The organism is Rhizobium sp. 16-488-2b (genome assembly GCF_017741815.1).
Taxonomy (GTDB): domain Bacteria; phylum Pseudomonadota; class Alphaproteobacteria; order Rhizobiales; family Rhizobiaceae; genus Rhizobium.
The window spans coordinates 51,120-64,354 of the sequence record NZ_JAGHMF010000008.1; the positions used below are offsets into that span (position 1 = coordinate 51,120).

Consider the following 13,235-nt stretch of genomic DNA (forward strand, 5'->3'; position numbering starts at 1 on the left):
GAGCGCCGCGTGCATCCGTCCTAATCAGTTCTGAGGAAGGTTATCCGGGCTGTACTGCTCCTGCGGATTGTTTTTGGTCAGATCGCAGCCGACCGAGCCCAGCCAGAACGGCTGGATCACGCCCAAATCTTGCTCGCGCTTCACTTCGTGCTTGTCGTTGACCGAGAGGAGATACATGTTGTGCGACATGTGCTGGCTCTTGGGATCCATGCAGATCTTGCCTTCGGACGCTTCGACGCAGACGTCGCCTTGCGCTACGACCTTGCGCATGTCCTCGAGCTTGGTCGATTTGGCTCGTTCGACCATCTCCTTGTAGAGATACATCGTCCAGTAGGCGTTGTAGCCCATGTCGTTGATGTAGGTCTCGTTCGGATATTTGGCGTGCCACTTCTTCTTGAACGCCTCGGCCGCGGGTGTGTCGAGTTCCTCGTACCAGTTGGCCGTGACATGCATGCCGGAAAGTGCGGGCGGCGGGAGCACCTTGTGCTCCCAACCGAGCATGACCTTCACCGATGAGGCCATCGGGATGTTAAGCTTCGCGGCCGCGGCCTGCTCGAAATAGCTGTCCTGAGCGCGACCAGCCTGGACTGCAAGGATCCAGTCAGGTTTGGCCTTCTGGATGTTTTGAATGGTCTGAGCGAACTGGCTGACGCCCAACGGGATGAACTCTTCGCCGACAAGCGTGCCCTTGACGTCGTCCTGCGCCAGGATCTGTTTGTTCCATTCCGACGCCAAATGACCGAAGTTGTAGTCCGGCGCGATGACATAGACCTTCGGGCCGAATTTCTTCACCATGTAGGGAATGAGCGTCGAGAACTGCTGTTCAGGCACGGCACCCGTCGCGAAGGTGTTGGCGTCGCAGACGCCGCCCTCGTATTGATTGGTATAGAAGTAGGGTGTTTCGCCCTTGTCGATGATCGGTCGGAGAGCTTCGCGAGAGGCGGATGTGATACCGCCGATAAGCACGTCGACCTTGTCCCTGTCGATCAGCCGGCGCGCGAACTCCTGATAGCGGGCGTTGTCGCTCTGCGGATCGAGATAGATCAGATCGATCTGCCGGCCCATGATCCCGCCGGCTTTGTTGATCTCCTCGACAGCCAGTTCGGAACCATGCACCTTCGGAATGCCAATCGGGCCGAAGTCCCCCGAAGAATCTTCAAGCAGGCCGATTTTGATTGGGTCTTCGGCGTGGGCTATACCCGACACCAGGGCGATCAGTGCCAGAGCGGCGGCACTCGCCAACATTTTGGATTTCAGCATTGTCGTAGTTCCCTTCTTATGTACCGACACCTTGTGGCGTCCGACTGTCGTTTCTCTCATGTTCGCGAGACCTGCCCGGCTCCCGTCCATGCATTAGACAATTCGAAGTTATGACGGTGTGCTCCTCTCGTCTTGCTCGGCGAAGACACCCCAGCTTGACTGTGGCTGCCATTCGACTGCCCTCTTTGGAATTGCGATGCGCACCAGCAAGGTAGGCGAGATATACGCCCTGACAGAGGTAAGCCTCTCGGGATTCGGTGAGGCGTCAATTCCCTGGCCCACCGGGCGGCGTCATCTTCAACCAGCCTAAAGCTGGAGATAGCGGCAAGGCTTCAATCGCATCGATTGGCACCTCATCGTTCTCATGCATCGTGAATGAGGCGTCGTTGGCGAGGCGACGAGCGAGCCTTAGCTCTGCAATCAGAAACGGGGTCAGACGGGCAACTCGGACGTCAGCTTTATCTGCTGCATAGGAATCTCGGTCTTGAGATTCTTTACACCCTCTATGCGCGAGAGATGGTTGATCTGAAATTTCCGATAGGCATCGAGGTCCGATGCTACGACACGCAGAATGAAGTCGCAGTCCCCAGCCATCAGATGGCACTCGACCACTTCCGGCAGTTTGATGATTTGGGACGTGAAGTGATCGACCGTGTCGGCATCCTGCCCGGTCAGCCAGATTCGAACGAACAATGTCAGGTGTAGCCCGATCTTTGCTGCGTCAAGGTGCGCTACATAGCCCTCGATGATCCCCGCTTCCTCAAGTAATTTGACGCGGCGCAAACAGGGAGTGGGTGACAGCCCTACCCTCGTCGCAAGGTCTGTATTCTGGACCCGGCCCTCGCGCTGCAGAATACGCAGGATCCGGCGGTCAATATCATCCATTTTAGTCACGCCTGGACAACCAGGCAGTAGCGACGAACCACACAAAAGCAGAAAATATTAGTGCTTGATTCCACGATTTGAGCCATGAGTACAATTGTGTTCGATGAATATGCGTAACTCAGAAATTGCTGCGCTGCAACATCATTCCAAGCATTCAGCGAGCGTCACAATTGACCTAGGCGGCAAACCGGGCTCGCTGACAGCGAGCCCGGCTTGATTTTACTTGATGAGGTCCATCTCGCCCTTAAGGGCCGGGGTGGACGCCGGAGCACGGCGGAAGTTCGAGGCTTGTTCGAACGCGAAACCCGCTCCGAGGACGTCCGCATCATCGCCTGCCTTGACGCCCATGATCTCGACGCCAAATGGCAGATCGTCGACGTAACCCCCTGGGATGGAAATCGCAGGATAGCCGAGGAACGGAGCAATCTGCGTGTTCTGGGGCTTGAAGGTTCCCTTGGGTAGGGCAGCAGCCGGAGGCAGCGTGCGCATGGTCGGATAGACGACAAAATCAACGCCGTATTTCTCGACTATCTTGCCGTACCAGTTCCGCAAGCTCTTGCGGTTGTTCTCGAGATCCTTGCCCAGCGCTTCGTCGTCTGCTGGCGTCAACGGCTGCTTTGCGGCCACATCGAGATCATGCTGCGTCAACTTGTCGGTTGGCTCGGCAAGCTTGGCGACGTCCGAGTCATCGGCATCAAGGCTGGCGAAGAAGCGATCGGCGGCACCTTCCGCGGTCGGGAAGACCCAACCCGCAAGCCCGCCGCCGGGAGCTTCGAGCAGAGCCTGGGTGCCGTCCTTTTCAGCCGTCTTGGGATCTGGCGAAATGTCGACGTCCATCGACACCACCTTTGCTCCCGCCTCCTCGAACTTCTTCACGGCTTCATCAAAGGCAGCCACGACGTTCTGTTCCGACGCGCGCCGAGCTGGCTCAAGTATGCCGATGGTCTTGCCCTTCAGGTAGTCCTTGTCGAGCTTCGCGGCGAAGGTCTTCGGCAGGTCGAACTTGACGCTGGAGGGATAAGTTGGATCGTATCCAGCAATGACATCCATCATGGTCGCAACATCGGAGACCGTCAGCGCTTGCGGCCCAAGGGTGTCCGACCAATAGGAATATGCCCAAGAGCCGTCCATGCTCACCATTCCCGTGGAGGGACGGAAGCCCACCGTGCTCGTCCATGCGCCGGGAATGCGGGTAGAGCCACCCGTATCCTCACCAAGTCCCAAGGGGGCGTATCCAGCGGCGATACCAGCGCCATTGCCCGCGCTGCTACCACCGGGATGCTTCGATTGGTCAAAGGGATTGTTCGTCCCTTCGCCATTTCTGGTGTGTGCAAGAATGATCGCTCCTGCGTCGCGCAACTTCTTGATCGTGAACGCGTCACTCGGCGCGATGATCGGATTCATGAGATCTTTGAAGCTCTCTTCGCGGACAGGCGTATACATCCCCTTGATGTTGATCACTTCCTTGACGAGGATCGGTATGCCGTGGAGCGGGCCGCGAATTTTTCCGGCGGCGCGCTCTTCGTCGAGCGCCTTCGCGTCCGCGAGAGCATCCTTGTTGAGGTCGATGACTGCGCGCAGGCCTGGGATGCCTTCGTGCGGCGCATCATAGGCCTTTATGCGGTCGAGATAAGCCTGCACCAGTTTCACGGACGTTATCTGACCGGCAGACAGCGCCTTCTGGAGTTTGGCGGCATCAACCCCTACCAGACCGCTCGGATCGGTGACACCCTTGGAAACGATGGTCGCCGTTGAAGCCGCTGGCGACGCCTGGTCTGCATAGGCGTTGGAAAAGATCAGGGCTGCCGCAAGCGCCGTTGCAGAAAATGGCACTGCGGCACGGCCGCAGCTTCGCAAGCCACACGTTGCAATACGGGTGCGGTAAGCCATTGAAACAGACATATTCCCTCTTTCGTGTTGTGCATTGACGCCCAAACGATAAGGGAAGCAGCTTGGCCGAAGCGGCTAAAGTTTTGACTCGGCCGGACATTTGTTGGTGCGTTGGATCGCGCACGGCGTAGATGGTAGCACCCGACTCCAATGAGCACGGAACTGACGCACAGGGATTCGCCTTCCTTTTTTGGACCAAACGATGCCTGCACGCCAATACGCCTCCGGCGCCGCGTTGTCCCGGTCCTAATCCAACTCGTAGTCAATCTCCGAGAAGCTTGTGACCTCTTTCTTCCAGCGCTCTTCGACAAAAGCGACATGAAGAGGATGCGCATTATAGCTGTCGTAGGTTGCCTGATCGGCGAACTCCATCAGGAACCCGAAATCGAGCGTTGTTTTCAAGTTCGTCTGGCGTACGCTCTGGAAGTTCTGCACGCCCGGGATCTCAGTGAGCACGCGGGCTGCCTCGAGAAATTCGCGCTCCTCGGTAGACCCCTTCGCGTGAGAGAGCTTGAAGAACACTGTATGCTTTATCATCTGATCTCGCCTTCCTGCTTGATTGAACGTTTTTCTGCCAGCGCCCGTGCTTGTCTCTGACCGAAATCGAAGCTGGTCCCGCACATTAGTCTGTCACTTCGGCAGGGCGAACGTTGGAGATCGCCCTGTGCATCTACGCCTCTCATCCATGCCCTGCGGAGCGATATTGGTAAAGCCCCCACGAGTGATTGCGTCTATTGCCCGAGCTCGTTGCGCTGGGCGCATACCAACTTGGCAAGCAGACCGTGCATCTGACGGGTCCTGCTGACCTTGCGCCGAACCCGAAATTGAGGAAGGGAGGCAGCGAGAGCGGCCTCCCTTCTTCCGGCCCGCGTTTTAATTTGCCGAGAGCTGGCCCTCAGCCCGTTCTTCATTCTGCCCGCGCGTCATGATCAAGATCGCAATTCCGGTGAGCCCGACAAAGATACTCAGCATGACGATCCCGTAAACGAAGCTGCCCGTCGCATCCTTCACAGCACCGACGGCATAGGGGCCTGCAAATCCACCGAGATTGCCGATGGAATTGATGAGGGCGATACCACCTGCCTTCGCCTTGCCTTTGAGAAACTGAGGGGGAAGCGTCCAGAAAGTCGTCTGGGCCGAATAGATGCCCGCAGCCGCGAAAGCCAGTGCCACCATCTGCCACAGATGATTGTCGAGCATTGCGGTAGCGAGCAGGCCAGCACATCCGGCGAATGCGGCGATCGCCACATGCCATGAGCGCTCTTTCGTGCGGTCGGAATGGCGAGCCCAGAAAGTGAGAGCAACGCAGGCGATTGCGTAGGGAATTGCATTCACGAAGCCGGAGGCGACATTGGAAAGACCGAAGCCCTTGAGCAAAGTCGGGAGCCACAAGACGATCCCATAGACCGAGCAGATAATGCCCACATATGCGAGGCCGAAAGCCAGAACCTTGCCGCTCGTAATCGCCTGTTTGAAGCCGTTCAGCGAGTGGTCCGCCTGTTGTGCCTCATCGCGTGCCAGCTCTTGTTCGAGCCAGTCCTTCTCGGCCTTGTTCAGCCACTTGGCATCCTTCATCTTGCTCGGGAGCGCGAGCAACACGACAGCCCCCATCAAGACGGCCGGGATCGCCTGGATGACAAACATCCACTGCCAGCCATGGAATCCACCTATCCCGTCCATATTGAGCAGAAGGCCCGATAGCGGCGAACCGATCACGACGGCGACGGGTGCAGCAACCATAAAGCCGCCGAGCCCCTTGCCGCGGTGCCGTTCGGGGAACCAATAGGTGAGGTAGAGGACGATCCCCGGAAAGAAACCAGCCTCCGCAATGCCCAGAAGGAACCGGATCGTGTAGAAGCTCGATGTGTCCCATACGAACGCAGTTGCGGCCGATAGGATGCCCCAGGTGATCATGATCCGGGCAATCCAAAGGCGCGCGCCAACTTTCTCCAGCATGAGATTGCTGGGGATCTCAAATAGGAAGTAGGCGATGAAGAAGATGCCGCCGCCGATGGCGTAGGCAGTTGCCGTGAACCCGAGTTCCTCGCTCATGTGCGGCGCTGCGAAACCTACGTTCACGCGATCGATGATCGCGACAACGAAGGACAGGAAGAGGATTGGCAGCAGGCGCCTACTCACCTTCCGGATAACGGCATTCTCGAAGTCAGACATTCATTCCTCCCTGACGTGACCGTGTAGCATGCTGACGCGCGCCGTCGCTCCCGCGGTGGATGCGGACGTTGGATGCTACAAGCTGACTGTTGAATTACGGCTGGCAGCTAGTTTAGCTGCTGTGGCGATTTCATTGGTGATGCGATGAAACCTATCCGGTCGATCGCGTCAGTTACCTCGATCGGCAACGGTTCACGCGTTGCGTTGATCACCCCTGCGATCTCCTCGGCACTTCGTGCGCCCACAACTATCCGAGTGTCGCAGTGTCGATCCAGGAGGAAGGGAATTGCCAGATCGACAATCCCGCGTCCGGTTGCGGACGTAAGTTCTTCCAGTGCCCGCGCGCCACGTGCGATCTGCGGGTTCGCTTCGTCACCGAACCGCGCCAGCTCAGGCAGTCTGAAGAGCCAGCTCTGATGGAACGGAGAGGCAAGCCAAAGATCAAATTCTTTCATAGAAGCGATCTCGACAAGGGGTTCGGCTGACCGCCAGAGTAGGTCGTATTGCTTGGCAACCATCACAACATCGGGCGTTACACGATAGGAGGCACGTCCAAGAGTCGGCGCATTATTGCCGCTGAAACCCCACCGGATGCCCGCCCGCGCCGCAGCCGCTTGAACATCCAGAAGTGCCGGCGCCGTTTGAAGCTCAGGCGTCATTGCTCCTTCGGGCAGGATCTGAAACGGCTGCCCATCGTCGCGCCACCACACAACCCAGTCCGCCTCATGCAGCAGTATCTGGTCGGGCAAGCGTCCGAGACGCTCCTGCATTGCGGCGAATGCGTCGTTTACCGCGCCCGGTCGACGATAGCCGGGAGCCTCGGGAAAATGTCCGATTTTCGTCGAGATGCGGACGTTGGCGCCGCGGCGCCGGATGTAGGACCCAAGTTTCAATTCTGCGGAACCGTATCCATAGGCAAATGCCGTATCAATCCACTCGCCCCCGCTTTCGAGATACGTGTCGAGCACAGCATCAAATTCGTCCTGCGTCGCGTCGGCGAGAGCAAACGTACCAAGGATAATGCGTTGCTGGCGCGGCACGGCGACGAAATGGCCCGCTCTCTTGATGCCAGAGATTTCTATTGTCATTTAGCATGCCTCCCTGCCCGACTGTGTCGCGGTGCCCTCCCTCCAGGGTCAGCCGCATCGTGGCAAATTTCATCATGCTAGATTAGCCGAACATTTAATTTTTGGGAGAGCGGCCTCCGATCGGATTCAGCAACTATACTTGCGCCCACTGCAATGTCGTCGTTCGCTTTTTTGCCGCTAGATCCTTGTAAATGTGGAACATAAGCGTCTTCTTGCAAACGCGGGAGGGGCGAGGTTGCTGAACCATCAACTTCGGCGAAACGCTTATGATTGTAACATTAGGTCGCACGGGATTGGGAGAACGCATGACACTCGGATGGATTTCATGGACACACTTCTAGCTATTCGCCTTTTCGTGAAGGCGGTTGAGATGAAGAGCCTCTCCGCCGCCGGTCACGCTCTCAACATGACACCGTCGTCGGCATCTCGAAATCTTGCCGCGCTCGAGCACAAGGTCGGAGCCAGCCTCCTCATACGAACCGTGCGGCACGTCAAGCTCACCAAAGCTGGGCAAGCCTACTACGATCATGTGAAGCCAATGCTCCTCGATCTTGACGAGGTCCACAGCTCACTTTCCTCTGGCAGCAAGAAACCTGGAGGAACGCTGCGCGTCAGCCTTCCGGTAGATCTCGGCCAGAAGGTCATCCTCCCCGCGATCCCAGAGTTCCTCCGTCGTTTCCCGTCGATCCAGATCATGGCAACCCTTTCCGACGAGTTCGTCGATTTCGACAGTGACGACGTGGACATGGCAGTGCGGGTGGGCAACCTCCAGGATTCACCGCTGATCGCACAGCGGCTTGCGAGCAACATCCGCGTCGTGTGCGCCTCTCCAACCTATCTTGCAAAATTCGGAACTCCCGAGACCCCGCAGGATCTGCGCGCCCACAACTGCTTGATCTATCCCAGCGGTGGCAATTCAGGCCGATGGATATTCCAGGGGCCAAGCGAACTTCTGGAAGTTCGCGTCTCCGGCACTTTCGTTGCGAACAACGGCGCAAGCCTGGTGAGCGCCGCCAGACAGGACATGGGCATCGTCCTTCAGCCCACATGGCAGGTACACGACGACCTCGGAGCGGGCCGCCTTGTAAGGATCCTGCCAGATTATCTTGCATCCAGTAGCTACCTGACAACCGACATCTACAGCGTCTATCCCGAGCGCTTCAAGGGTCAGCCCAATATACGCGAATTTACTGGCTTCCTTAAGAGCCAGATCCGCGCACATCCCGGATTCCACGGCTATGGCAGCGAAACGGATCTTGAAGCCTAGGGTATGATCCGCGCCGCCAATTGCGCATTTCGCGCTCGGATCGTTGCAAATTCTGCAAGTGTCCTTGCTGTCTGAGGCACAGTCCTTCGCTTGTCACTTCGGGCGCCCGATCCGTATGCTTCCTCCGAAATCGAGGGAGCGATCATGGACAAAATCAACACATCATCAACGAATACGAAGCCAAAGATCTCCAAATCGGAATTTGGCAACGCTGTAGCGAAGAAGGTCGGAACAGCATTCGACGGCTGGTCGGACGGCCTGAAAACAGAGATCGCCAACGCGAGGTCGAACCCGCAGATCGGCGAAAAGCTCCTCGCTGAAACGCCGACCACTCGCGTGTGGGAGATTCGGCTTGCGCCCGGCGAACGGGTTCCCGCCCACATTCACACAACCAACTACTTCTGGACCGCGATCACGCCCGGCTCGGCACGCTCCCATTACGAGAGCGGCGACACTTTCGAGGTGGATTACGAGCGCGGGGATACCCAGCATTTCATTTTTGAGGGCGGTGCCGTGATGGTCCACGACCTCGAGAATATCGGTGATGGCGAACTCGCATTCATCACCGTCGAACTTCTGAACTAGACCATCCAACAACCAAAGAGGAAACAATGTCGGAATCATTTATCGCCGACCACCCAAACGCAAAGCTCATTGCCAAGCTCTACAAGGCTCGCACCGAGAGCGATTGGGACGGCATCGCATCCTGCTTCAGCGATGATGCGATCTGGCAGTACCCCGGTCACAACCCGCTGGCTCGCGACTATCATGGTCCGGACGACATCGTCACGTTCTTCCAGGGTGTGAAGCGCCTCACGGACCAGAGCTTTGGCGTGAACCCCGCCTACATCATGGCGAATGACGACGTCGCGATGGTCTACGAGCTTCCGACGGGCCGCCGCCGTGGCGTCACGATGAGCTGGGACTCCATGCACCTCTACGAGATCAAGGATGGCAAGATCACGTATGCGAAGATCTTCCAGCGCGTCCAGTACTCGCTCGACGCCTACTGGTGGAACGGCGCCGACGCTCCTCGTCCTCGTGAAGGCTAACGCTCGACGAGCGTCTGCAGCGAGCACGTGAGCCGTTGCTTGAACTAAGCTTGATGTAGCTTGCTCCGTCCGCAATGGATTTCCTCCCAAGGCCCATTGCGGACGTTTTCTTTACATCATCCGCCTTTGAACTCAGCGTAGCTGAGCCGACAAAGGCAACGGTAAAACGCGACCGAAATTCTCGCATATCTACGACAAGCGTTTTGGTGAGGAGACCTACGTTCATGCCCCTATTAGAAAACAATGTCGCGGTCGTCACGGGCGCTGCCACAGGCCTCGGTCAGGCAATCGCTGCCGGGTTCGCGCGTGAAGGCGCCAATGTGGTGCTTCTGGATATCGATGGCGAAGGCGCCTTCCGCGCCGCGGCTGAAATCCGCAGCAACGGTGACTTCGCCAGCGCCTACCAGCTGGATGTAACCGACAACGAGGCGTGTCATGAAGTCGCTGCACGCATTGCCAAGGAAGTCGGTCAGGTTTCGATCCTGGTGAACAACGCAGGCATCAACCGTTTCAACGCCTTTACCGCTGATCCGCAGGATGTCCGCAAAGACTGGCAGGATATCATGGCGATCAACCTTAATGGTGTCTTCCAGGTCACCCAGGCATTCCTGCCGCCGCTTCGCGCCACGAAAGGCCGCATCATCAACATGGGATCGATCAAGTCCTTCGTTCACGCAACGACACCAGCATCGGTCGCCTACACCTCTTCAAAACACGCGGTGCTTGGTCTCACGAAGGGCTTGGCAGTAGAACTGGCGAAGGACGGGATTCGCGTCAACGCCATTGGCCCTGGCATCATCACGACCAAGCTGAACGAGGAACTGCGCACCAGCAGCGGATGGCAGCACATGATCGATCACACGCCGCTCGGCCGCCCCGGCACCACCGACGATGTGGTCGGACCTGCGATATTCCTGGCATCGGACATGTCCGCTTATGTCAACGGTACCATCCTGATGGTCGACGGTGGCTTCACGACGGTTTGACACCTGAAAGGCGACACTGTCGAACGTAAAAGGGCGGCCCGATCTCTCAAGGCCGCCCTTTCAGTGTTAGCGCGTTTCCAGTGCCTTGCAGACGTAGGTGTGCGACACATTTCGCGCAGTCTAGATCAGCGCAGTGTTCCGGCGAACTTCTTCTCGATGGATGCGCCCATGGTGTACTTTGGATCCACCATGTTGCCCAATCGGACACGCCCGACCTGCGTGAGAAGCATGTAGGCTTCGAGTTCGTCGCGACCGAAGTCGGCGGCAAGGAACTTGATCAGATCGAGGTATGCCATACGCGTCGCGTCTTCCATCGGTCGCGTGGAGGCGATCGACATGTAGAGCTTCTCGTTTTCCAGACGCGGCGTGTTGATTGTCCAGCCCTTGATCAGGTCAACCTGGAGAGTGACCGTCGCCTCGTGTTCCAGCGCTGTGCCGCACAGCTCGCCATCGCCCTGCGTCGCGTGGCAGTCGCCGAAATAGACCAGACCACCTTCGACGTTGACCGGGAGATAAATGATCGATTCAGGGGTGACATCCGGCAGGTCCATGTTGCCGCCGTAGTAGTCCGGCACCAGGGACGAGATCGACTCGACTTCCGGCGAGGTGCCGATCGTGCCGATGAACGGCTCGTACGGCAGCCACAGATCGTCACTCCACTTGGTCCCGCGCTCGGCGTCCACATGCAGCTTGCGCACGATTTCCGGGAGCGCCGGGGAAAGCATCGCGGTATCACGGTTCGGAACAAGCCCACCGAAGCCCGGAGTGATATAGGTGGTGCCGCGGGGCTGTGGGCCGCGAGGCTGGATCGACTTGATGTAGACCGCTATGCAGTCGCCCTTCTCGGCGCCGTTGACGTAGATCGGACCGTTCTGCGGGTTCACTTGGCGAAGGTTGATGATTTCGCTCGGCTTGTCCGTCTCGTGCTGGATCTTTCCGTAAAAAGCATCCTGCGTTTCCGCGACAACCACCGCACCAGGATCGACCTTGAGGACTGGCTCGATATGCGGGCTGTACAGATAATGGTATTCGCCCTGGGCCTCTACGGACAGGGAGTATTCGGTGCCAGCCTTGCCTTTGGCAACGCCTTTCTGGGCCATGATGGATTCGTTGAACCAGCTCATAAACGAGCCTCCTATGAAGCAGATCGAGATTTGGTAATCGGCGTGTGAGAAAACACAGGGTCTTCCGCCGCGACCGTATGCGGTCAAAACTCGGCCGTCTTGCCTCACTGAGCCAACGTGATTTGACTGTGGTTGCCATCAGCTGACGACAGCGCCCCAATCGAATGGCTGCCAAATCAGCAACCTGCGATCGTGGGCGCATGTCGATAATGCTGAATTATCGCTTGAGTTGCGCCGCGAGCACGATAATTCCAAGAATTGCAGCGGTTGCTCCGACCAGGCTGGTTGAAGCAACGCCGAACGCACCCATTGCAACGCCTCCGAGCGCTGATCCGAAAACGATGCCGGAATTGAAGCCAGCGATATTCAGGCCTGCGGCGACGCCGACGGATTGTGGCGTATACGTCTCGGCAACGGCGAGGAGCCGGGCCTGAAGTGGCGGTACGGCGCCGAAAGTTAGAAGCCCGAGAACTGCCGTCAAGAGGGCCATCGCCAAGAGCACGGTAGACATGAAGTACATCGCCACGGCGGTCGCGGCGATGCCCGCAACAACGATAAGACTTGCTCGATCCGCACCAAGCCTATCGGTAAGTTTCCCGCCAACGACGTTGCCGATGGCAGCCATGACACCATAGATCAGCATGAATGCACTCACCGTAGTCGGCGCCGCGCCTGTCACCTGAATAAGCATCGGCGCAATGTAGGTAAACACTCCGAACGAGCCTACGTATGCAAGGACTGTCACTAGCACGCCTGCGAGCAGCCGAGGGTGAAAGAGTGCTCGAAGCCCGCGCAGCGCAGCATCGACTGAGTTCGCGTCAGTCACCTTACTGTCAGCTTTCATGGTGAACATAAGCCCGATTAGTCCCAGGAAGCCGAACCCAGCGATTCCGAGAAACATCGGCCGCCAAGAGACAAATTTACCAAGCCAGGTTCCGAGTGGAACGCCCAGGGCCAACGCCAGGGTGAAACCGCCGAACACAATTGCTACAGAGCTCCCAGCCCGTTGAGGCCCAGCAATCTTGGTGGCGACGCTTGTCGCGACCGCTAAAAACAGGCCGTGACCAACGCCAGCAAAGAAGCGTGCCACAACCATGGTGGGCAGATCGGAAGACAGCGCTGCAAATAGACTTCCTGCGCTAAAGATGACCGCCGTAATGATCATCACGTTCTTGCGCGACCAAGCCGCGGTCAGCGCGCTGAGGATCGGGGCAGCGATCGTCGCCCCAAGAGCATAGATGCTGACGATAGCCCCAACCGATTCACCGCTCACCATGAGGCTCCGCGCGATGACTTCCGACAAGCCGATAGGTACGAATTCCGCAAGGCCAAGCGCAAACGCACTTAGAGCGAACATATAGATTGCAAGGGGGAGTCTCGTGCTGTGGCTCTGGTCTTCCACACGCGCACCGAGATCGCGCTCACGGGTTATTACCCTGGTATCCATTTCTCAACATCCTCTTTGGACTGCGACAGGCGCTTCAGGACGCCGTCAGTCGAACGAATTGTTC

The 13,235-nt window shown here is 57.8% G+C and carries 12 protein-coding genes; 4 read left to right on the plus strand and 8 right to left on the minus strand.

What is annotated here, in order from left to right; translation table 11 throughout:
• Positions 1-24: 24 nt before the first annotated feature.
• The 6 genes from J5286_RS08955 to J5286_RS08980 all read right to left on the minus strand — a co-directional run bounded on the left by J5286_RS08955 (position 25) and on the right by J5286_RS08980 (position 7,295).
• Complete coding sequence (locus J5286_RS08955) at positions 25-1,260, minus strand: urea ABC transporter substrate-binding protein (protein ID WP_209190016.1); 1,236 nt, start codon at positions 1,258-1,260, stop codon at positions 25-27.
• A gap of 432 nt (positions 1,261-1,692) precedes the next feature.
• The gene (locus J5286_RS08960; RefSeq protein ID WP_209190017.1) at positions 1,693-2,145 is read right to left on the minus strand and encodes an Lrp/AsnC family transcriptional regulator; all 453 of its coding nucleotides are present in this window, start codon (positions 2,143-2,145) and stop codon (positions 1,693-1,695) included.
• A 219-nt stretch (positions 2,146-2,364) separates the two neighbouring features.
• A complete protein-coding gene (locus J5286_RS08965; RefSeq protein ID WP_209190018.1) occupies positions 2,365-3,978 on the minus strand; it encodes an amidase in 1,614 nt (537 codons plus the stop codon).
• 303 nt (positions 3,979-4,281) lie between these two features.
• Entirely contained in the window at positions 4,282-4,572 is a 291-nt protein-coding gene (locus J5286_RS08970; protein ID WP_209190019.1) for a Dabb family protein, read from the minus strand.
• A gap of 336 nt (positions 4,573-4,908) precedes the next feature.
• Positions 4,909-6,207: an MFS transporter gene (locus J5286_RS08975; RefSeq protein WP_209190020.1), complete on the minus strand. Its 1,299-nt coding sequence runs from the start codon at positions 6,205-6,207 to the stop codon at positions 4,909-4,911.
• A 107-nt stretch (positions 6,208-6,314) separates the two neighbouring features.
• Positions 6,315-7,295: an aldo/keto reductase gene (locus J5286_RS08980; RefSeq protein ID WP_209190021.1), complete on the minus strand. Its 981-nt coding sequence runs from the start codon at positions 7,293-7,295 to the stop codon at positions 6,315-6,317.
• A 325-nt stretch (positions 7,296-7,620) separates the two neighbouring features.
• On the opposite strand from J5286_RS08980, the gene J5286_RS08985 reads away from it, so the two are divergent.
• The 4 genes from J5286_RS08985 (at position 7,621) to J5286_RS09000 (ending at position 10,600) form a co-directional block, all read left to right on the plus strand.
• Complete coding sequence (locus J5286_RS08985; protein WP_209190022.1) at positions 7,621-8,562, plus strand: LysR family transcriptional regulator; 942 nt, start codon at positions 7,621-7,623, stop codon at positions 8,560-8,562.
• Between the two features lie 144 nt (positions 8,563-8,706).
• Positions 8,707-9,147 carry a cupin domain-containing protein gene (locus J5286_RS08990; protein ID WP_209190023.1) on the plus strand — a complete coding sequence of 147 codons (441 nt, stop codon included), beginning with the start codon at positions 8,707-8,709 and terminating at the stop codon, positions 9,145-9,147.
• Positions 9,148-9,173: 26 nt separating this feature from the next.
• Positions 9,174-9,614, plus strand: a complete 441-nt coding sequence (locus tag J5286_RS08995) for a nuclear transport factor 2 family protein (protein ID WP_209190024.1) — start codon at positions 9,174-9,176, stop codon at positions 9,612-9,614.
• 224 nt (positions 9,615-9,838) lie between these two features.
• A complete protein-coding gene (locus J5286_RS09000; protein ID WP_209190025.1) occupies positions 9,839-10,600 on the plus strand; it encodes an SDR family NAD(P)-dependent oxidoreductase in 762 nt (253 codons plus the stop codon).
• 125 nt (positions 10,601-10,725) lie between these two features.
• Here J5286_RS09000 and J5286_RS09005 read toward each other — a convergent pair whose 3' ends face one another.
• Together J5286_RS09005 and J5286_RS09010 are read right to left on the minus strand one after the other, a co-directional pair.
• Complete coding sequence (locus tag J5286_RS09005) at positions 10,726-11,724, minus strand: acetamidase/formamidase family protein (RefSeq protein WP_209190026.1); 999 nt, start codon at positions 11,722-11,724, stop codon at positions 10,726-10,728.
• Positions 11,725-11,941: 217 nt separating this feature from the next.
• Positions 11,942-13,171 (minus strand): MFS transporter, encoded by a 1,230-nt coding sequence (locus J5286_RS09010; protein WP_209190027.1) that lies wholly within the window; start codon positions 13,169-13,171, stop codon positions 11,942-11,944.
• Positions 13,172-13,235 lie beyond the last annotated feature (64 nt).